Annotated in this window: 16 protein-coding genes and 1 tRNA gene; 6 read left to right on the top strand and 11 right to left on the bottom strand. The window is 58.4% G+C overall.

Annotated elements, in window-relative coordinates; translation table 11 throughout:
* Nucleotides 1-64: 64 nt before the first annotated feature.
* Entirely contained in the window at nt 65-2,905 is a 2,841-nt protein-coding gene (gene uvrA / locus CACC_RS05705) for an excinuclease ABC subunit UvrA (RefSeq protein WP_035108624.1), read from the bottom strand.
* Nucleotides 2,906-2,969: 64 nt separating this feature from the next.
* Between uvrA and CACC_RS05700 the strand changes: the two genes are divergently transcribed.
* The 3 genes from CACC_RS05700 to CACC_RS05690 all read left to right on the top strand — a co-directional run bounded on the left by CACC_RS05700 (nt 2,970) and on the right by CACC_RS05690 (nt 7,066).
* Nucleotides 2,970-3,572: an MBL fold metallo-hydrolase gene (locus tag CACC_RS05700; RefSeq protein WP_005280322.1), complete on the top strand. Its 603-nt coding sequence runs from the start codon at nt 2,970-2,972 to the stop codon at nt 3,570-3,572.
* Between the two features lie 77 nt (nt 3,573-3,649).
* Nucleotides 3,650-4,666, top strand: coding sequence for a DoxX family protein (locus CACC_RS05695; protein ID WP_005280321.1), 1,017 nt, complete (start codon nt 3,650-3,652; stop codon nt 4,664-4,666).
* 141 nt (nt 4,667-4,807) lie between these two features.
* A complete protein-coding gene (locus CACC_RS05690; RefSeq protein WP_005280320.1) occupies nt 4,808-7,066 on the top strand; it encodes a HelD family protein in 2,259 nt (752 codons plus the stop codon).
* Nucleotides 7,067-7,155: 89 nt separating this feature from the next.
* On the opposite strand, the gene CACC_RS05685 is transcribed toward CACC_RS05690, so the two are convergent.
* The 7 genes from CACC_RS05685 to rpsA all read right to left on the bottom strand — a co-directional run bounded on the left by CACC_RS05685 (nt 7,156) and on the right by rpsA (nt 15,354).
* Nucleotides 7,156-7,596, bottom strand: coding sequence for a universal stress protein (locus CACC_RS05685; protein ID WP_005280319.1), 441 nt, complete (start codon nt 7,594-7,596; stop codon nt 7,156-7,158).
* An 83-nt stretch (nt 7,597-7,679) separates the two neighbouring features.
* Nucleotides 7,680-8,132: a universal stress protein gene (locus tag CACC_RS05680; protein WP_005280318.1), complete on the bottom strand. Its 453-nt coding sequence runs from the start codon at nt 8,130-8,132 to the stop codon at nt 7,680-7,682.
* 149 nt (nt 8,133-8,281) lie between these two features.
* Nucleotides 8,282-10,375, bottom strand: coding sequence for an excinuclease ABC subunit UvrB (gene uvrB / locus CACC_RS05675; protein WP_005280317.1), 2,094 nt, complete (start codon nt 10,373-10,375; stop codon nt 8,282-8,284).
* 39 nt (nt 10,376-10,414) lie between these two features.
* Entirely contained in the window at nt 10,415-10,777 is a 363-nt protein-coding gene (locus CACC_RS05670) for a DUF4259 domain-containing protein (RefSeq protein WP_081445493.1), read from the bottom strand.
* A gap of 75 nt (nt 10,778-10,852) precedes the next feature.
* Nucleotides 10,853-11,455: a dephospho-CoA kinase gene (coaE, locus tag CACC_RS05665; RefSeq protein WP_005280314.1), complete on the bottom strand. Its 603-nt coding sequence runs from the start codon at nt 11,453-11,455 to the stop codon at nt 10,853-10,855.
* A gap of 73 nt (nt 11,456-11,528) precedes the next feature.
* Nucleotides 11,529-13,577, bottom strand: a complete 2,049-nt coding sequence (locus CACC_RS05660; RefSeq protein WP_023031132.1) for a glucose PTS transporter subunit IIA — start codon at nt 13,575-13,577, stop codon at nt 11,529-11,531.
* A 313-nt stretch (nt 13,578-13,890) separates the two neighbouring features.
* Nucleotides 13,891-15,354, bottom strand: a complete 1,464-nt coding sequence (gene rpsA / locus CACC_RS05655; RefSeq protein ID WP_005280312.1) for a 30S ribosomal protein S1 — start codon at nt 15,352-15,354, stop codon at nt 13,891-13,893.
* A 249-nt stretch (nt 15,355-15,603) separates the two neighbouring features.
* Here rpsA and CACC_RS05650 point away from each other — a divergent pair, with 249 nt between their 5' ends.
* Together CACC_RS05650 and CACC_RS05645 are read left to right on the top strand one after the other, a co-directional pair.
* Nucleotides 15,604-16,335: a class I SAM-dependent methyltransferase gene (locus CACC_RS05650; RefSeq protein ID WP_005280311.1), complete on the top strand. Its 732-nt coding sequence runs from the start codon at nt 15,604-15,606 to the stop codon at nt 16,333-16,335.
* A 10-nt stretch (nt 16,336-16,345) separates the two neighbouring features.
* Complete coding sequence (locus CACC_RS05645; protein ID WP_005280310.1) at nt 16,346-16,813, top strand: RDD family protein; 468 nt, start codon at nt 16,346-16,348, stop codon at nt 16,811-16,813.
* On the opposite strand, the gene CACC_RS05640 is transcribed toward CACC_RS05645, so the two are convergent.
* Genes CACC_RS05640 through polA form a run of 3 tightly spaced genes read right to left on the bottom strand, consistent with a single transcriptional unit; the run spans nt 16,777 to nt 20,778 of the window.
* Nucleotides 16,777-17,148 carry a hypothetical protein gene (locus CACC_RS05640; protein ID WP_005280309.1) on the bottom strand — a complete coding sequence of 124 codons (372 nt, stop codon included), beginning with the start codon at nt 17,146-17,148 and terminating at the stop codon, nt 16,777-16,779. The genes CACC_RS05645 and CACC_RS05640 overlap by 37 nt on opposite strands.
* 38 nt (nt 17,149-17,186) lie before the next feature.
* The gene (locus CACC_RS05635) at nt 17,187-18,125 is read right to left on the bottom strand and encodes a DNA glycosylase AlkZ-like family protein (RefSeq protein ID WP_005280308.1); all 939 of its coding nucleotides are present in this window, start codon (nt 18,123-18,125) and stop codon (nt 17,187-17,189) included.
* A gap of 4 nt (nt 18,126-18,129) precedes the next feature.
* Nucleotides 18,130-20,778 (bottom strand): DNA polymerase I, encoded by a 2,649-nt coding sequence (polA, locus tag CACC_RS05630; RefSeq protein ID WP_005280307.1) that lies wholly within the window; start codon nt 20,776-20,778, stop codon nt 18,130-18,132.
* A 144-nt stretch (nt 20,779-20,922) separates the two neighbouring features.
* On the opposite strand from polA, the gene CACC_RS05625 reads away from it, so the two are divergent.
* Nucleotides 20,923-20,996, top strand: a tRNA-Leu gene (locus CACC_RS05625).
* Nucleotides 20,997-21,030 lie beyond the last annotated feature (34 nt).

The raw sequence follows: 21,030 nt of genomic DNA, 5'->3' as shown, positions 1-21,030 counted from the left end.
CCTCACAGACTAGTCCATGATTTAAAAAGAGGACAATTTTTCACAGAAACTATCGCCCTTATTTTTAAGGCAGCATTTCCTTGAGGTAGCCGCCGGTATAGGAACCTTCCACTTGTGCAACCTTTTCCGGGGTACCCTGCGCGACCACGGTGCCGCCGCCGGCACCGCCTTCGGGCCCCATATCCACAATCCAGTCCGCTGCCTTGATGACATCGAGGTTGTGCTCAATGATGAGCACGGAATTGCCCTTATCTACCAAGCCTTGGATAACCAGCATCAACCGGCGAATATCTTCAAAGTGCAGACCGGTCGTCGGCTCATCCAAGATATAGATGGTGCGGCCATTGGTGCGCTTTTGCAGCTCCGAGGCGAGCTTCACGCGCTGGGCCTCACCGCCGGACAACGTGGTGGCGGCTTGGCCGAGGCGGACATAGCCCAGGCCGACATCGACAAGCGTGGCCAAGTAGCGGTGGATGGAGGTAATGGGCTCGAAGAAGTCCGCGGCCTCAGAAATCGGCATGTCCAGCACTTCCGCGATGTTTTTGCCCTTGTAGTGGACCTCCAGGGTCTCGCGGTTATAGCGCGCGCCCTCGCAGACCTCACACGGGACATAAACATCCGGCAAGAAATTCATCTCAATCTTGATGGTGCCATCGCCCTGGCAGGCCTCGCAGCGCCCGCCTTTGACGTTGAAGGAAAAACGGCCGGCCTTGTAGCCGCGCACCTTTGCTTCTTGGGTCTCTGCAAAAAGGTTGCGAATCTTATCAAAGACGCCGGTATAGGTCGCCGGGTTGGACCGCGGGGTGCGGCCAATCGGGCTCTGATCCACCTGCACCAATTTATCCAGGTGCTCAATGCCCTCCACGCGCTTGGCGCGCCCAGGAACCTGCCGGGCGCGGTTCAAGTTATTGGCCAAGGTCTTGGCCAGGATTTCATTGACCATGGTGGACTTGCCGGAGCCGGATACACCGGTAATGCACACCAGCACGCCGAGCGGAATCTCAACGTTGATTCCCTTGAGGTTATTTTCCCGGGCACCAACCACCTTCAGGGTGCGGTCCTTATCGATCTCGCGGCGGTGATCCGGAACGGCCAGGACCTTGGAACCGGATAGGTACTGCCCCGTTAAGGACTCCTTTACCTGCTCCACGCCGGCGGGCTCGCCTTGGTAGACCACTTCGCCGCCGTATTCGCCGGCGCGCGGGCCCACATCCACGAGCCAATCGGAAGAGCGAATGGTGTCCTCATCGTGTTCGACCACGATGAGCGTATTGCCGATATCGCGCAGGCGCTGCAAGGTCGAAATCAGGCGGTGATTATCGCGCTGGTGCAAACCGATGGACGGCTCATCCAACACGTACAGCACGCCGGCGAGCCCAGATCCAATCTGCGTGGCCAGGCGGATGCGCTGGGCCTCGCCGCCAGACAGGGTCGAGGCGCCGCGGTCCAGGGTGAGGTAGTTAAGGCCCACATCCAATAAGAAGCGCAGGCGGGCTTGGGTCTCCTTCAACACCGCCCCGGCAATGATTTCCTCGCGGTGTCCTAAGACCAGCGAATCCAAGAATTCCGAGGCATCTTCGATGGACAGGGCGCTCAGCCCCGCGATGGACTGTTCGCCATGCGTGGTCGACGCCAGGCGCACGGCGAGGATTTCCGGCTTCAGGCGCGTTCCCTTACAGGTGCTACACGGCACCCGGCGGGTGTATTGCAGCAGCCGATCCTTTTGGGACTGCGAATCCGTCGTATCCAATTTGCGGTGCAGGAATCCGACGGCACCCTCAAAGGGCGCGGTCCAATTGCGCTGGCGGCCATAGCGGTTCTTATAGCGCACCCGCACCTCGGTTTCGGTGCCGTAAATCAACGCATCGCGCTGCTCCTTGGTCAGCTCGCTGACGGGGGTCTGCGGGTCAAAGCCCAGGGCCTTGCCCAAACCTTCCACGAGTTTGACGAAGTACCGGGAGTTCGGGCTGGAATGCCACGGCTGCACGGCATCAACGGCCGGGGCATCCGGATCCGGGATGAGCAGGTCTACATCCACTTCGAGCTTCGTGCCCAAGCCATCGCAGACCGGGCAGGAACCAAAGGGCGCGTTAAAGGAAAACGCGCGCGGTTCGTATTCCTCGATGGTAAGGGGATGGCCATTGGGGCAGGCCGCCTTCTCGGAATAGGTATGCGTGAGTTCTTCTTTATCAACGAACTCGATGGTGACGAGGCCATCGGCAAGCCGCAAAGCCGTTTCCACGGAATCGGTCAGGCGCTGCTTCTGCGATGCCTTAACCTGCAGCCGGTCCACCACCACCTCGATGGTGTGTTTAACCTGCTTCTTCAGCTTCGGCGGATCGCTTAATTGGTGGGTTTCACCATCCACGCGTACGCGGGAGTAGCCCTGCGCCGAAAGGTCCTGGAAGAGGTCAACAAACTCACCCTTGCGCTTCCGCGCCACCGGGGCAAGCACCTGGAACTTCAGCTTTTCTTCCTGCTCCAGGACGGCATCAACAATCTGCTGCGGTGTCTGGCGCTCGATGACGGCATCGCACTTGGGGCAGTGCGGGGTGCCGGCACGCGAGAAGAGCAAGCGGAGGTAATCGTAAATCTCCGTAATCGTGCCCACGGTAGAGCGCGGGTTGTGGTTGGTGGATTTCTGATCGATGGATACCGCCGGCGACAGGCCGCCGATGTATTCCACATTGGGTTTATCCATCTGGCCCAAAAACATCCGGGCATAAGAGCTCAACGATTCCACGTAGCGGCGTTGGCCCTCCGCGAAGATGGTATCGAAGGCCAGCGAGGACTTACCAGAGCCCGAAAGCCCAGTAAAAACCACCATTTTATCGCGCGGGATATCGATATCCACGCCCTTGAGATTGTGTTCCCGTGCGCCTCGCACAATCAATCGTTCTGCCACTGCGCTCCAGCCTCCACATCATAGATTTTAATCTCCCCTTGAATGTACCCGTAGGCTGGGACGTATGACTAACGAGCTACATCTTCACCAGATCTCCGTTTCGGAGATGGACAATAACTGCTACCTGCTCACCGCCGGCGACCAAGGCTTGCTTGTCGATGCCGCCGATAACGCCCCCGCCATCCTCGACATGGCCCGCGAGGCAGGCGTTGACATCACCGCCGTTCTCACCACGCACCGCCACTGGGATCACGTGCGTGCGCTCGGCGAGGTTTTGCAGGCCACCAACGCAAAGCACTACGCCTCCTTCATTGATTCACCGGCCATTCCGGAAGACGTGGACGTTGAGCTGCGCGAGGGCGATTCCATCGAGTTTGCCGGCATGAAATTGCCCATCATCATCCTGCGCGGCCATACCCCCGGCGGCGTGGCGCTCGTGGCCACCGTTGACGGCATCACCAACCTGTTTGTGGGAGACTCCGTTTTCCCCGGTGGATTGGGTCGAACGACCTCTGAGGGCGACTTTGTGCGGCTATATAAGGACGTCACCAAGCGCGTCTTCGAGGAGTTCCCAGATAACGCCATCATCCGCCCGGGGCATGGCAAGCCCACCACCTTGGGGGAAGAACGCCCCAAGTTGGGTGATTGGTGGGAGCGCCGGTGGTGATCTAGGCGGCTATTTCAGCGTATAATGGTCAATCACACGATTGGTCTAGAACAACGAGCTAAGGAGCTTAAAGGACTATGATTCGCAAGTTTGCCCGCCCCATGCTGGCATCGGTATTTGTATGGGAAGGTGTAGACGACCTGCGCAATGCCTCGGAGCACACCAAGGAAACCGAAGGCTTCCTCAAGACCCTGCGCAAGTTCGTCCCCTCCGGTTACAAGAACCTCATTCCCAATGATCCGGAGCTAGCTACCCGCGCCCTTGGCGGCGCAAAGATCGGTGCAGGTACCACCTTGGCGCTGGGCAAGGCACCCCGCACCTCCGCAGCCGTGCTGGCTGCCGCTACCGTGCCCGACTTGGTGGGCAAGAATAACTTCTGGGCCGCAGATAATAAGAAGGAAAAAGAAGACCGTCGCAACGGCTTCATTACCAATACCGCCCTGCTCGGCGCGCTGTTTATCACCACCCAGGACACCGAGGGCAAGCCGTCCCTGCGCTGGCGCGCACAGAAGGCCGGTGAGCGCACCAATAAGAAGATTCAGCAGGCGCTGCCCACCAAGTCTGAGTCTCAGGAAAAGCGCGAGGAGCTTTCCGCTCGCGCCAGCGAGCTGTCCAACAAGGCCGGCGACTGGATCAACGAGACCTCCCAGAAGGCTCAAGCCTATGTGGATGACAACAAGGATGACTGGCAGTCCACCGGTCGCGGCCTCCTAGATACCGCCAAGTCCTATGTCGATGACGCCAAGGACTACGTCGATGACAACAAGGATGACTGGCAGGATTCCGGCCGCGACTTCTTGGACAACGCAAAATCCTTCATCGAGGACTCCGTAGATAGCGCCAAGTCCTACGTTGATGACAACAAGAAGGACTGGCTGAAGTCCGCTGAGTCCAACGCCAAGACCGCCCGCAAAGGTGCCGTCAAGGCCGCGAACAAGGCACAAAAGCGCGCCGATGACGCCGCATCGAAGCTCGACAAGGCAGATTCCAAGCGCGCTGCTAAGAAGGCTTCCAAGCAGGCAGACAAGCTGCAAAAGAAGGCTAATAAGAAGATCGACGCCGCTATCAAGAAGATTGAAAAGCGCGCTAAGTAATTCGCCTTAACCCTCGCACACGGCCCAGCCCTACGCTGGGCCGTTGTTCTTTGTCACGGCAAGGTCTAAACTCGTACCTCCCCTACGCGGCACGCGGATGCGCGCCCACCCATATTTTCGTGTTTCATTCTGAGGAGTCTTGTGAACTCTGCACCGAAGAATTCTCCAGCCACTCATTCTCCCGCTGATGCAACTTCATCTAGCCGCGCGGAAAACGCTGGAATTTCTGCCATCGAAGCCGAGCAGAACTATGTCGATGGCCTCTTTGACCGCCTCGATGACGAGGTAGCCGCGGCAAACGCACGCCTGAATGAGGTCCAAGCCGAGGTCGACCCGGCGACTCCCGATGCCGATGCCTTAGTGCGCCGCGAAACGGAATACCACGGCTTGCAGGCCAAATTGGACCGCCTCAACGTTGCGCAGATGGGGCTCGTCTTTGGCCGCATCGATATCGATGCCCCCGGCGATAACCCGACGGAAGAAGGACTAGACCGCCGCTATATCGGCCGCATGGGTTTGGATGCGCGCGAAGAAAACTACCGCACCCTCCTGCTGGATTGGCGCGCGCCCATGGCCCGCCCGTTTTACCTCGCCACCACGGCCCAGCCAGAGGGCGTGCATACGCGCCGCCAGATCCGCATGACCGGACGCACGGTCACTGATGTCAATGACGAGGCATTGGACGGCCCTGGTGTGCGCGAGGAGGAGGCAGGCGTGGCAAGCGAATCCGCCCTGTACTTTGCCATGCAACGCGCTCGCACGGGGCACATGACGTCCATCGTGGAAACCATCCAGCGCGAGCAGGACGAAATCATCCGGGATAATACCCGCGGCGTCATGGTCGTCGAAGGCGGCCCCGGCACCGGTAAGACCGCCGTAGCGCTGCACCGCGTTGCCTACCTGCTCTATACCCACCGCGAGCAGCTATCTTCCACCGGTGTACTCATCGTTGGGCCCAATACCAACTTTTTGGACTATATTTCCCGCGTGCTGCCCGAGCTCGGTGAAACCGGTGTCGTGCTCTCCACCATCGGTGGGCTATTCCCTGGCATTACTCCCACCCATACCGAGGGGCTTGTGGGCCGCGAAATTAAGGGCAGCGCGGCCATGGCGGAAATCCTGAGCGCCGCCGTCAAGGATTATCAGCAGGTGCCAAGTGAGCCCCAGGACATCACGGTGGATGGCCTGACCCTGACCATCACGCCCTCCATGGTGAAGAGGGCGCGCACCCGCGCCCGCCGCTCACGCAAGCCGCATAACCAGGCGCGCGAGGCGTTCATCGAGCACTTCGTGGAGGATCTCGCCCAAGAGATGGCCACCAAGGTGGGCACAGATCCCCTGGGCGGGAAAAACCTCCTAAGCCGCGCGGATGTGGACCAATTCCACGACGATCTTGCCGTTGATGAGTCCGTGGTGGGCTGCATTGATGATTTTTGGCCCGAGCTCGATCCCTCTGAGGTACTCGCCGCTTTATTGTCTTCCCGCGAACACATTGCCTCGGCTGCCCGTGGCTACGATGAGGAGACCCAGTCTGCCTTGTACCGCGCAGATGGATACGCCTGGACCGATTCCGATGCCGCGCTTTTGGATGAGTTGGCCGTCCTCATCGGCTTGCCCAATCCCGAGGAAAAGAAGGCGGCCAAGGACGCCGAGTGGCGCGAGCAGATCGCGGATGCAGAAGATGCGCTGGATATTCTTTCCTCCTCCGAATCCACCGATAACGATGATGACATGTTCGAGGCGGAAATCCTCTCGGCGCACGACGTGATCGACGCGGAGACCCTGGCGCAGCGTCAAGAGGTACGGGATACGCGCACCACCGCGCAGCGCGCGCGGGAGGATCACACGTGGGCATTTGGCCACATCATCGTGGACGAGGCGCAGGAACTTACCCCGATGGAATGGCGGATGCTCTTCCGTCGCTGCCCCTCGCGGTGGATGACGTTGGTTGGCGATACCTCGCAGACAGGTTCCCCAGCTGGCGTGGATGACTGGGGCGAGGCCCTGGAGCCGTTCATCGCCCAGCGCTTCCGCCACCACCTCCTTACCGTCAACTACCGCACGCCAGAACCCATTACCGAGCTTGCCAATGGCCTGTTGGCCTCCATCGATCCGGACGCCACCCCTGCCATTGCCATTCGCGATGGCGCGCCGGTGCGCCGGCTTGCCGATGCCGACTTCACCCCCGGCGTTACCACCGAAGACGATGGCCGCCTGACCGCGGTGATTGACGCCACGAATGCCGAATCCGTCAAGGGCCTCGAGTTCGACCACGTGATCGTGCTTAACCCGCGCGAGATTGTCGATGCCTCCCCGCAGGGGCTGCAGAACCTGTACGTCTGCATCACCCGGGCCACGCAAACGCTAACCCTAGTGGGAGATACGTCCGGCGTGCTTTAGCCCGCTGGGATCACAAAACCCACCGCGCGAATCCAGAGGTGGACTCGCTGCGGTGGGTAAGGCGAAAGCCGGTCAGGCGAAGGCCTAGATTAATTAACGGTGTGAACAATCATGACGTCACAATCGGACTGACGCGCCACATCCGCTGGCACAGAGCCGAGTAGACGACCGGTCAGGGAATTAATGCCGCGGTTACCAACGATGAGCAGGTCTGCATCATTGTCATTGACAATGGACATCAGGGCTTGCACCGGCGTGCCAGGGCGGACGGCGGTTTCTACCTTGGAAACCCCGTGCTTTTCCGCTTCTTCCTTGCCTGCATGCAGGTTGGCTTCGGCTTTCTCATCACCAAGAATAGTGACGGAATCCTGACGCAAGGTCTTCGAAGCCTGCTCTTGATTCTCGTAGTAAGCACAACCGATGATCAGCGTGGCATCGAATGCAGCGGCAATCTTGGCTGCTCGCTCCACGGCGAGGAGGGAGGACTTGGAACCGTCAGTACCGACAACAATCGTGCTGTAGTCGCTCATGATGACCTTTCTTTGTGGGTGTGTACCCTAACTATTCTAGTGTGCCAACTTGGCGTTACTGCAAGTCTAACAATGAAAAGTGATTAACGTTTTTCACTCGTGTTAACCACCACGACATCCACCTTGGATTTATGGGTAAGTTCCGTTGGCACCGAGCCAAAAACGCGCCCGCGCACGGAATTAACACCGCGGTTGCCCACGACTAGGAGCTCAACGTCGTATTTCTCCGTGACCTCGATTAAGGCGTTGACGGGGTCACCGGGGGTGGTGACCACCTCAATGTTTTCCGCACCTTCGGACTCGGCAATCCGCTGCGCGTTCGTGAGGTAGGTATCGGCCATTTCTTCGCTGACCACCGGTAGCCTGGAGCCCTCACCGCTGGGGGCGCCGAGCATGGAGCCAGAATGGTTATAGGCTGCGGAGACGATGATGAGCTTGGCATCGTATGCCCGCGCCATGGATGCTGCCGAGCGCACGGCGCGCAGGGAAGTTTCGGAGCCATCGGTACCGACGGCGATGGTGTGATACGTAAGCATGATTCTCCTTGCTGGTGAATTACTAGGTCGGCACATTGAACCGGCTTTTAGTCGCCCCCAGTATAGTCAGGACGCCGAACCAATAAGCCTATGGTTGCAGTAGTGCGCACTTTTAGGGGGAGCCTGTTACTGAGACACTGCGAGCGGCGTTAAATTCCGGCTTCCTTTAGGCCGCGCAGCTCCTTCTTCAAATCAGCAATCTCATCGCGCAGCCGGCCGGCTAGCTCGAATTTCAACTCGCGCGCGGCAGCACCCATCTGTGCCTGCAGGTCATTAATGAGAGCCTCAACCTCATCGGTGGCCATGCTGGACACGTCGAGCTTTTCCACCACCGCCGAAGGATCCGACTCGGCGGCCTCTTCCCCATTATTCTCATAGACTTGGTCCAAGATATCCGCGATCTTCTTGCGCAGCGGCTGCGGATCCACGCCGTGTTCCTTGTTATAGGCAATCTGCTTCTCGCGGCGGCGCTCCGTTTCATCGATGGCTTCTTGCATCGAGTCGGTGATTTTATCCGCATACATGATGACCTCGCCCGATACGTTACGGGCAGCGCGGCCAATGGTCTGGATGAGCGATGTTGTCGAGCGCAAGAAGCCTTCCTTATCCGCATCGAGGATCGCCACGAGCGAGACCTCGGGCAAGTCCAAGCCCTCGCGCAAGAGGTTGATGCCCACGAGCACGTCGAATTCGCCCTGGCGCAATTGGCGCAGCAACTCCACGCGCTGCAGCGTATCGATATCCGAGTGCAGGTAGCGGACCTTAATCCCCTGCTCCAAGAGGTAATCCGTCAGGTCTTCTGCCATGCGCTTGGTCAAGGTGGTGACCAGAACGCGCTCCTTAGAGGCAATGCGGCCGCGGACCTCATCAATGAGGTCATCGATCTGGCCCTTTGTGGGCTTCACCGTGACCTTAGGATCGACCAGGCCAGTCGGTCGAATGACCTGCTCGACAAACTCGCCGCCGGAGGAGGTCATTTCGAAATCGCCAGGGGTAGCGGACATATAAACGGTTTGACCAACGCGCTCTTCAAATTCGTCAAAGGTCAGTGGCCGGTTATCCACCGCGGAGGGAAGGCGGAAGCCAAACTCCACCAGGTTTCGCTTGCGCGACATATCGCCTTCGTACATGCCGCCGATCTGTGGCACGGTCACGTGGGACTCATCGATGATGGTAAGAAAATCCTCTGGGAAATAGTCCAAGAGCGTGGCTGGCGCGGAACCCGCCGGGCGGCCATCCACGTGGCGGGAGTAGTTCTCAATGCCGGAACAGAACCCCACCTGCTCGATCATCTCTAGGTCATATTCCGTGCGCATGCGCAGCCGTTGCGCTTCCAACAGCTTGCCACGGTTTTCTAGATCTTCTAGGCGCTCAGCCAATTCTTCCTTGATATCGGCCACGGCTTTTTCCATGCGCTCTGGGCCGGCCACGTAGTGCGTGGCGGGGAAAATGCGCACTTCATCGACCTGCTCGATAACATCACCTGTCACTGGGTGGATATAGTACAGCGAATCAATATCATCGCCGAAGAACTCGATGCGCACCGCGCGTTCCTCATATGCCGGAATGATATCGACCGTATCACCCTTGACGCGGAAGGTACCGCGGGTAAAGCCCACATCGTTGCGCTCATATTGGATATCTACTAACAGCCTTAAGAAACGGTCCCTATCGAGCTCCTCGTCGACGGCGATAATCACCGAGCGATCCAAATAGGATTGCGGGGTACCCAAGCCGTAGATACACGAGACCGAGGAGACCACCACAACATCGCGCCGCGAGAGCAGCCCAGAGGTGGCCGAGTGGCGCAGGCGCTCGACGTCCTCATTAATGGAGGAGTCTTTTTCGATATAGGTATCGGTCTGCGCGATATAGGCTTCTGGCTGATAGTAGTCGTAATAGGAGACGAAGTATTCCACCGCGTTATTGGGCAATAATTGGCGCAGCTCATTGGCCAGCTGTGCGGCCAAGGTTTTATTGGGTGCCATCACTAGCGTGGGCCGCTGCTGCTTTTCAATCAGCCACGCGGCCGTCGCGGACTTACCCGTACCGGTTGCGCCCATGAGCACAACGTCGCGCTCGTCGCGGTTGAGGCGCTCATCAAGCTCCTTGATGGCCGCAGGCTGGTCACCTGCGGGTTCATAATCAGAAACGACCTGAAACTTGCCGGGGGTGCGTTCTACCTCGCCGACGACGCGGTGTTCAGAATTTGGAATAAGGGGATGTTCAGCAGCAAAAGCCATGCCCGCTATTCTACTGCTTATCCGCTCCTGCTAGCCATTTCACGGCAGCGCGGCCTGGGCGGTGTGCAACCACTGGTCGAGCTCACCTGTCGGTTCCCATAGCGCGTAGACCGACGAGGAATCAGAGCACATCGCTTGGTTGATGCGCCGGCGCAGCCACGCCTTAGATTGAGGGGTATAAAGGGACACCAAATCCCTTGGGGCTACGCCGTCCGGCAGGCCATCGGCAGGCAGCTTCGTCAGCGCCCCTAATGCGATGACCGCTTCGGCTTCATCGGAATCGAGCACTCCAGTGCCGCACGAGCGCTGAAAGTGCCGGAGATCAAAAGAACCATTCCGCAGGCTATCGAGTACGTCTCGCGCCGCGTGATTATCGAATGGTCCAGTGCCCCAAGTTCCCACGCTCAAATAGTGTAGGGACCAAAAGTAAACGTTAATAGGAAAAGACGTTAACGCTACTTACCAAAAAGGTTAAGGTTAAGAAGACGCCGCCTCAATCTCATCGCAGACCGCCGCTGCACGCTCGGCCAGTTGTTCCTGCGTGCCGTTATTATCTATGACATGGCTTGCTGCCGCGAGCCGCTTGTCATCAGAAATCTGGGCGTTAATCCTTTTGCGCGCGTCTGCTTCATCGAGTCCGCGGAACTCCACGAGACGACGCACCCTCTCTTCTGGATCCACGTCAACGACGATGACAAAATCCATATCCCCGTCGAGCCCATTATCCACCAGCAGCGGCATATCATAAACCGTAAAATCAACGCCCTCTTCGCGCGCAGCAGCAAATTGTCGCTGGGTCTCTTTTTGGATACGCGGGTGTGTAATCGAATTCAGGAGCTCGGTGTGCTCCTTATCCACGAACGCACGGCGGGCTAGTTCCTTACGGTCGAGACTGCCATCTTCCTGCAGGATGTCCTGGCCAAATTTCTCTGCTAGCTCGGCTAACGCCGGTTGGCCAGGCTTGACGATGTCCCTCGCTATGCGATCTGCGTCCACCACCCGCCAGCCGCGCTGAGCGCACAGCTTCGCTACCGTAGATTTCCCGCTGCCGATTCCCCCGGTTAATCCGATTAGCTTCATAAGATACCAGGGTACGCGAAAAGGAGCCCGGCACGACTGCCTGGGCTCCTTGCTGCGGAATTTAAGAGTGCCTTTAGGACTCGAGTTCTTCTTCCAGCTTTGGATGAACCTGCAAGAGTTCATCGCTTGGGGTGACAGCGCCGGTAGCGCCGCTCACGGAACCAAATTTCTTGGCGTTGGTAACAACGACCGGGGTAATCAGGTTGTAGTCCTTGGACTTAATGAAGTCTGCGTCAAAGCTGATGAGCTTATCGCCAGCGGAAACGCGCTGCTTCTTTTCCACGTGGACATCAAATCCCTCGCCGCCCAGTTCCACGGTGTCTAGGCCAACATGGATGAGCAGCTGTACGCCGTTATCCAGGTTCAGACCGATCGCGTGGCCGGACTTTTGGACGGTGAGCACGGTGCCATCGGCAGGCGCGTAGACGGTATTGCCGGTTGGCTTCACGGCAGCGCCCGGCCCAAGCTTGGCGCCAGCGAAGATGGGATCCGGTACCTCGGACAGGTCCACTGCCTCGCCCTCCAAAGGAGAGTCCAGCTTCATGATTGCCTGTTCTGCTTCCTTGGTGGCGATTCCGGTGGCAGCAGCAACCCCTGCAGCCTGTGCATTCTCGGAACCGTCCGACTCATCATCGGATCCTCCGATGATGCGGGACTCGGAGCGGCTAGCAACCTCTTCCACGGTCTCGTTATTTTCGCGGGCGATGCGCTCGAGGTCGGCCTGCTTTTCCTCTGCGGTGCGGTAACCAAACAGCAGCGTGAGGGAGAAGGAGGTGAAGAATGCCACGGCGATGCCGATGACGTAGCCCACGTGCGGGATCATGGCTGGGGTGGTCAAGATGGAGGTGAAGACGAAGGCGTTAGCGCGGACATCGAAAAGCCCCATCACTGCGCCACCGATGGCACAACCCGGCAGCAGGCGGTAGTAGGTGCGGCGGAAGCGGAGCAAGATGCCGTAGAGGGACGGCTCCGAAATACCGCCGAGCATGCCGGCTGCGAATGCACCGACGGAAACCTGGCGCATGGAGTTGTTCTTCTCCTTCATGGAGATGACCATTACGGCGCCGGTGACGCCGAAGCAGGCAAAGTTCCACGCACCCATCGGGCCTTGGATGAAGTCGTAGCCGTAAGTCGTGATGTTTTGAATCATGATCACGTTGAGCGGCCAGTGCAGGCCCATGGGCACCAGGAACGGGTACAACAGCGGAATGACAATGGCCAGGATGAACGGCGAGAAGTCATTGATCTGGAACAGTACCCAAGAGATGCCATTGCCCACGCCGATGCCGAATGGGCCGAGCAGGAAGGCCGTAGCCGGAATCATGATGAGCAGCGAGAAGAATGGCACGAAGACCATGTGTACGGCGCTCGGGATGATCTTCTTCAAGCCCTTTTCCACCCAGAACAGGCCGATGGCGGCCAAAATCGGCGGGAATACCTGGGAGCCGTAAGAGTTAATCACCAGCGGCAGGCCGAAGACGTTGACGGTATCGCCCTGTTCACCCAGGGACATGAATTCCGGCGTGAGCAAAGCGGCCGGAATGGCGGCCGAGACCCACATATTCGCGCCCAACTTCTGCGCGGCGGTGGCACCCACCATCACCGGCAGGAAGTAGAAGACCGACTGGAACATCGCGTGGGCCAAGCGGTAGCCCTCAGGCTGTTCTTCCAACGGCGCGCGAAAGTCTTGAATGCCAATGGTATCCGCCAGCACCAGCAGCGTGATGATGAGGGAGGCACCAAGCAGCGCCCACAGAATCGGGCGGAAGGTATCAGAGAGGAACTCGAAGCAGTAGTCGATCCAATCGTACTTACCGCGCACACCGTCGTAGTTCTTCTTAGATGAGGAGGCCTCCTCATCCGGCGGATTGACCCCAGGGTCCTTGATGATTTCGCCGTAGTAGCTGGCCACGCCGCCACCCATGACTACCTGGTAGCCATGGGTACCCTGCGTGACGGAACCGAGAACGGCCGTATCGCTTTCCAGCTTTTCCTGATCTACTTTCCCCACATCAGCGAGTTGAAAACGCAGGCGCGTCGCACAGTGCGTCAGCGACGTGATGTTATCGGCGCCGCCCAAGCTATCGATGATGTGTGTGGAAGTGTCCTTCACAGATGCCACTTCATACTCCTTGCATAAAGACAAAACAATAGTCAGTACTCAACTGGCTATTACGTCACACTTGGATTATAAGTGAGAGGCAACACAAACAAAAGCCCAATTTAGTGGTCTTAAGTGGGGATAGTTGTCTTTTTTGCAGGCGCCATTGCTTTGCCGCAGGTCAAGAACCCGCAAACGAAAAATACCGGGCAATCGTTTGCATATACTGTCATAAAAGTCACAAAGCCGCGTCCTGCCTCCCCGAAGGAGAAGGACGCGGCTAGTGCAGCTGCGTGGAGTTAGGGACTATCTCACCTTAAGCTCCAAAGGCGTCTTAGTTGCCGGCGAGCTTGTCGCGCAGTGCGGCGAGCTGCTCGTCAGAAGCCAAGGATCCGCCGGACTCTGCCTGAGTCTCCGATGCCGGAGCTGCATCGGTGGAGTCAGAAGAGTAGTTGGAGGATGCTTCAGCGGACTCTGCAGCCTCTGCGGCGGCAGCGCGGTTGCGCTCGATCTGAGCGGTGTGCAGGTTGAAGCGGCGCTCGGACTCTGCGTAGCGTGCCTCCCAAGCCTGACGCTGCTCGTCGAAGCCTTCCTTCCACTCGTTGGTGTCCGGGTCGAAGCCTTCTGGGAACACGTAGTTGCCCTGCTCGTCGTAGGAGTCAGCCATGCCGTACTTGGACGGATCGAACTCTTCGGAGTAGTCCTCGTCAGCCTGCTTGACGGACAAGGAGATACGACGACGCTCGAGGTCGATGTCGATGACCTTGACCATAACTTCCTGGCCAACGGTGACAACCTGGTCCGGAACCTCGACGTGGCGCTGAGCCAGCTCGGAGATGTGAACCAGGCCCTCGATGCCTTCCTCGACGCGAACGAACGCACCGAACGGAACGAGCTTGGTGACCTTGCCCGGAACGATCTGGCCCACAGCGTGGGTGCGGGCGAAGACGCGCCATGGGTCTTCCTGGGTTGCCTTCAGGGACAGGGAAACGCGCTCGCGGTCCAGATCAACGTCCAGAACCTCAACGGTTACCTCGTCACCAACGGTGACAACCTCAGATGGGTGGTCGATGTGCTTCCAGGAAAGCTCGGACACGTGAACCAGGCCGTCGACGCCGCCAAGATCGACGAAGGCGCCGAAGTTGACGATGGAAGAGACAACGCCCTTGCGGACCTGACCCTTCTGCAGCTGGTGCAGGAATTCGGAACGGACCTCGGACTGGGTCTGCTCCAGGTATGCACGGCGGGACAGGACAACGTTGTTGCGCTGCTTGTCCAGCTCGATGATCTTAGCTTCCAGCTCCTGGCCAATGTAGGGCTCCAGGTCGCGGACGCGACGCATCTCAACGAGGGAAGCAGGCAGGAAGCCGCGCAGGCCGATGTCCAGGATGAGGCCGCCCTTGACGACCTCGATGACGGTACCGGTAACCGGCTCTTCCTTGGCCTGCAGCTCCTCGATGGCGCCCCAAGCGCGCTCGTACTGTGCGCGCTTCTTGGACAGGATCAGGCGGCCTTCCTTGTCCTCCTTAGTCAGGACAAGCGCGTCAACCTCATCGCCGACCTCGACAACTTCGTCGGGGTTGACGTCGTGCTTGATGGACAGCTCGCGGGAAGGGATAACACCTTCGGTCTTGTATCCGATGTCCAGCAGTACCTCGTCGTGGTCAACCTTGACGACGGTACCCCCGACAATGTCACCATCGTTGAAGTACTTGATGGTGGCGTCTACAGCTGCGAGGAAGTCCTCTGCGGTTCCGATATCGTTGATCGCAACCTGAGGGGTAGTAGAAGATGGCATATTGTAAAAATGCTCCGAATAAATGTAGGAAATCGTTCGTGGACAACTGCGTGTCTCTCGAATTAAAAGCCCATCTGCGCTGCACAAATACAGGAGATAGAGGCCACATTCGATCCCGCCGCGTGATTGCCCCAAGCTTTCCTACAATAGCCTGCAACAACCCGTGGCATAGACATGCTTGTAAAAGCCTACATCTGTCCAGCTTATACGGCAAATATTGGACGCCAACCAGAAAGGTAACCCACCCCAGTGACTTCGCCTTCTCACGCCAATCAATCCCACTGGGACGGTGATGCGGCCAACTACCATGCCGAGCACCCCGAGTACCTTTCCTCTTTTTATTGGTGCCCAGAGATGCTGCACGAGGCCGATGCGCAGCTGCTTGGCGATGTCTCCTCTGCCGCCGTCCTCGAAATCGGCTGCGGTTCTGCCGCCTGCACCCAGTGGCTCAGCACCCGCGCCCGCTTTGCCACCGGCTGCGATATTTCCCGCGGAATGCTCGCCCACGCAGATCCCGGGTTGGCGCTCATCCAAGCCGATGCGCTGGCACTGCCCTACGCCACCGACTCCTTTGACGTGGCATTCTCTGCATTCGGCGCATTCCCCTTCCTCGCCGATCTCGATGCCGCGCTCGCGGAAGTTGCCCGCGTTGTGCGCCCAAGTGGGCGCTTCGTATTCTCCGTGACCCACCCAATGCGCTGGATCTTCCCCGATGATCCCACCAGCCTCACCGCTGAGATAAGTTACTTCGACCGCGCCTATCTGGAACACGATTCCGCCGGGACGCTCACCTACGCCGAATTTCACCGCACCATCAGCGATTGGTTCCGCGCGCTCCAATGTCGCGGACCATTTCTGATCGAGGACATCATTGAACCGGAATGGCCCGAAGGCTTAGACATCACGTGGGGCCAGTGGTCCCCGCAGCGCGGGGAAGTTTTCCCAGGCAGCATGATTTTCATCTGCCGCGCATACAGCTAACGTAGAGAACATGATTGCCGAAAGACTAGGAATTGCCCTGCGCCGCGCCGTGGCGTGGTGGATCGACGCCTTTCTCGTGGCCGCCATCGTCACCGTGGTGCGGTGGGTGATTAATGCTCTTGCCGGTACCCCCTTATCCGGCCGCCCCGAAGAGATCTACGAGGCGGTCGCTCTCGCCGTGGTCTTCTATATCTACCGCGTGTGGGTGGAAACGAAAAAGTCTACGTCCCTGGGCAAATGGTCGATGCAGCTCGAAATCATCCCGGCCCGCTCGCCGTTTGTCACCGCGTGCCTGCGCAATTCGTGGCTGCTGCTCACGCCCCTGACGCTTACCGGCTGGAACATCGACGGCATTATCCTTGCGATTTTAGGCCTTTCGGTTTTAGCCATCGGCCAAACACCCTTTGACCTCTTGGCCGGTTGCCTAGTGGAAAAGCGACCTCAGGAGGATTCCACCGCGATGCGCGGCCAGAGGTAGTACACCACGGCAGCAATAGTAATGAGCGCAAATACCCACGAATACGGGAAGGCCACGGCAATGACAGTTACCGCGATCATTACACCGGCCGCCTGTATTCGGTAGCGCCACGGGTTCTCGCCTTCTCTGGCGGCGTTGCCAGCAGAAAGGAAAAACCCAAAAGTTATAACCGCATAGAAAATGAAGTAAGATTTATCGCTGCTTACTGCTTCTTTTAAACCGCTCTCAGCAATTTGTCCCGCCGGGTATGCGACCATGACTGCCCACGTAGTCTCAAAAAAGCGCAAGACGTAGGGATGGGACTTCCAGGTAATACGTTTTCCGAGAAACTCCATGGAACTACTTTAAAATCCTCATCTGCTTCACGCACTTCTCAGCAGTCTTTCCACTGCCGTTCCACGCGGCGTGACGCGTAGGCGGGAATACCCCAGTCCTCAATCCCCTGCTTATTCCACATGCCGCGCACTTGGCCGTCAATAACGATGGCGCGGCGGAAAATGCCCTGGTTCCCGGGAACGAGCGCGTGGTGCATATCCGCTGACATGGCAAAAAGTCGATCTTGGTAGCCCAAAATGTATTCATCAAAGGCGCCCAATAGCAGCACCGATTTCTTCCTTCTCACCTCTGGCAGCTCCAGCACCTCTGTAGAGACCAGCTCCTCGCCTTCCCTACCTATCCGGATGAGGTCATCCGGCAAATTCTCCGCTGCGGGACGAATGAGCTTTTGGGGCAGCTTGGACCACCACGCAAAGTCTTGCAGCGTCGCCGGACCATGGGCGCGAAAATAGCGCGTCATCAATTCCGTCGTGGCGGCCACCGAGTCGCCGTTAAAGAGGGCCTCCAGGCCGTCTAACTCCACCGGAGTAATGAGCTGCTCTTCGCCTACATAACACGCATGCCCGCTTTCCATGGCGATGCGTACCACGTGCCAGAAAGATAGCTCGGGCAAGACCCGGGCGGCGCGTGCTTTCAATTCTGCGCGCGTTAATGGGGCATCGATAAGCTGCAGCACGGCTTCCCGTACCGCTGCATCGCCTTTTCGAGGCTTCGCGCATAGCTCGGTTATCCAGCCCATATCCTTGACGGAGGCGGCGAACAGCGTATTGCGCATCGCATAGCCGCGCACGATCTCGGACTTATCCGATTCATCCGTTGCGCGCAGCGCCAAGGACCGGCGCACCGAATGCAGGTCCTGGCCTTGCGTAACGCCAAAGGCGCGAACCGCCTCCGCAGCGGTGCGCCAGCGCTGGGCCGTAAGCCCCTGGGCGGCCAAGCGCATGCGGGCGCGTTCGCGCCGGTTAAGCGTCATCATCGAACTAGTGGGCCGCGGCGTCCCAATCCGTGCCGGCGCCGGCAGAGACTTCGAGTGGCACGTTCAGCTCGATGGCAGAATCCATCTCGCGCTCAAGAATCTCGCGGACTTGATCGGCCTCGCCGGGGGCGACTTCCACCACCAATTCATCGTGGACCTGGAGCAAAACACGTGATTTCATATCGCGCAACGCACGGTCCACGCGAATCATCGCGACCTTGATGATATCCGCGGCCGTTCCCTGGATCGGCGCATTGAGAGCAGCGCGTTCCGCGTTTTCACGGGCCAGCCGGTTATCGGAGTTGAGCTCTGGCAGGTAGCGGCGGCGGCCAAAGAGCGTGGCCGTATAACCATCCTTGCGGGCTTGCTCCACGACATCATCCAGATACTTCTTCACACCGCCAAAGCGCTCAAAGTAGCTTTCCATGATGGACTTGGCTTCACCGGCAGGGATTCCCAGCTGCTGCGAAAGTCCAAACGCGGACAGGCCATAGACAAGGCCATAGGACATGGCCTTTACTCGGCGGCGCAGCTCAGGAGTCACCTGATCCACGGGCACATCGAAGACCCTAGAACCAACGAAATTGTGCAGATCTTCGCCGGCCTTGTAGGCCTCAATCAGCCCGGGATCGGCAGACAGGTGCGCCATAACGCGCATTTCAATCTGCGAGTAGTCCGCGGTCATTAGCTGCTCAAATCCCTCGCCTACGATAAACGCCGAGCGAATCTGGCGACCGGCCTCAGTGCGCACCGGGATGTTTTGCAGATTGGGTTCCGTCGAAGACAAACGCCCCGTCGAGGTCACCGTCTGATTAAAGGTGGTGTGGATGCGGCCATCCGGTTGGACGGTCTTGATGAGGCCCTCCAACGTGGTCTTCATCTTTTGGTACTCGCGGTGAGCCAAAAGGTGATCCAAGAACGGGTGCGGGTGCTTGATAGCCAGCTGCTCGATTTCCTTCGCGGCCGTGGAATAGCCCGTTTTCGTCTTTTTCGTCTTGGGCATATCAAAGGTCTCAAAAAGCACCTTTTGCAGCTGCTTAGGAGAATTTAGGTTGAGCTTTTCATCGCCAGCAAGCTCGCGCGCGGAGCGTTCCTGTTCCGCGACCTGCTCCACAAAGGCATCCTTTTGGGTTTCCAAAATATCTACATCGACCGCGATACCCGTAGCCTCCATGCGCGCCAGGATGGTCACCAGCGGCAGTTCCAGGTCGGTGTACAACTCGAAAGAGTCGATGTCCTGCAGCTCCGCGGTGAGTTTTTCCGCCAGCTCCATGATTGCCGCCGCCTGATCCACCAGGGAGGAACTATCGAGCAACGACATCTGCTCCGTGGCGGCGCCGAGGGACTTTTGAAGGTGGCGCTGGTAGACATCGGAAAGCTCGTAGGTGCGCTGGCCTGGGCGCAGGATATACGCCGCCAAGGCCGTATCGTGCGCAAGCCCGTCGAGCTCAATGCCGCGCCCTGCCAGCATGTGGAACGCGGCCTTCGCGGCGTGGAAATACTTAGGGGCCGGCGATTCTAGCCACTGGACCAAGACCTTTTCCTCATCGGCGGAAAGCTCCCCGAGTTCTACCTGCAAGCCGTGGTGGTTGCGGTCCACAAAAGCGATGGCAGAGGCATCGCCTTGGCCCGGGGTACCCTCACCTTGCACATACACGGCTACGTGCTCGCGGTTAGGTAACCATTCGCTCAGGGAGGCGTCATCGATGGTGAGCTCGACATCTGGGGAATCCGCAACTTGCTCAGCGGCCTCAGCGCCATCGTTGGGAATGGCCGCTAAGACACGATCGCGCAGGTTGGTGCCAAACTCTAGCTCATCGAACTTCGCAGCAACATCGGCAACCTTGACTTCCCTGAATGCCAGATCATCCGGGCCGACGTCTAAGTCCATATCTGTAATCATCTGGGTGAGCTTCCGGTTCATCTGCACCTGCTCGATGCGTTCGCGGAAGTTATTTCCCACCACGCCATTGATTTCTTCGGCGTGCTCTACCAGCGAAGCCAAGTCTCCATACTTGACTATCCACTTGGTGGCGGTCTTTTCTCCCACCTTGGGAATGCCGGGGAGGTTATCGGAAGGATCGCCGCGCAAGGCAGCAAAGTCGGGATACTGCGCGGGGGTCAGCCCGTATTTATCCTCGACGGCTTCTGGGGTAAACCGGTGCAGCGTGGATACGCCTTTCATGGGATAGAGCACCGTGGTCGAATCCGTAACCAGCTGCAGATAATCGCGGTCACCGGTGACAATCAGCGTCTCGTAGTCCTGCGCCTGGGTTGCTAGGGTGGCCAAAATATCGTCGGCCTCGTAATTTTCGCGCGAGAGCGTCGTAATACCCAAGGTCTCCAAGGTATCGCGAATGATGTCTACTTGGCCCTTAAATTCTTCCGGCGCGGCCTCGCGCTGCGCCTTATAATCCGGGAACATCTCCGTGCGGAAAGTCTTCCGGCCAACGTCAAAGGCAACCGCGATAGCATCCGGCCTTTCCTCAGAGACAATATTGGACAGCATGGATAAAAAGCCATACACGGCGTTGGTGTGCTGGCCGCCGGAGGTAGAAAAGTTTTCCACCGGCAGGGCATAAAAGGCACGAAATGCCATCGAATGGCCGTCAATGAGCAAAAGGCGGGTCTTATTGGAAGTCACCTGCCCCATACTAGGCAACACCGTGGACACGGCGACACCCCACCCAGCTTCACCGCCTTGAGCTGGCCTTTTTACCGGACGGGAACCCCAATTAGGAATTGCGCCAACCCCTGCGCTAGTATTTCCAACAGTCAAAGGCGCTCGCTTTTGATTGCCCCTGTAGCCCAATTGGCAGAGGCAACGGATTCAAAACCCGTCCAGTGTGAGTTCGAGTCTCACCAGGGGCACAGTACAACCCCGCTTCTTTCCGGATACATATCC

The organism is Corynebacterium accolens (assembly GCF_023520795.1).
GTDB classification, from domain to species: Bacteria; Actinomycetota; Actinomycetes; order Mycobacteriales; family Mycobacteriaceae; genus Corynebacterium; species Corynebacterium accolens.
Note: the sequence above shows the minus strand (reverse complement) of the source record. Positions and strands in the feature narration are given on the sequence as shown.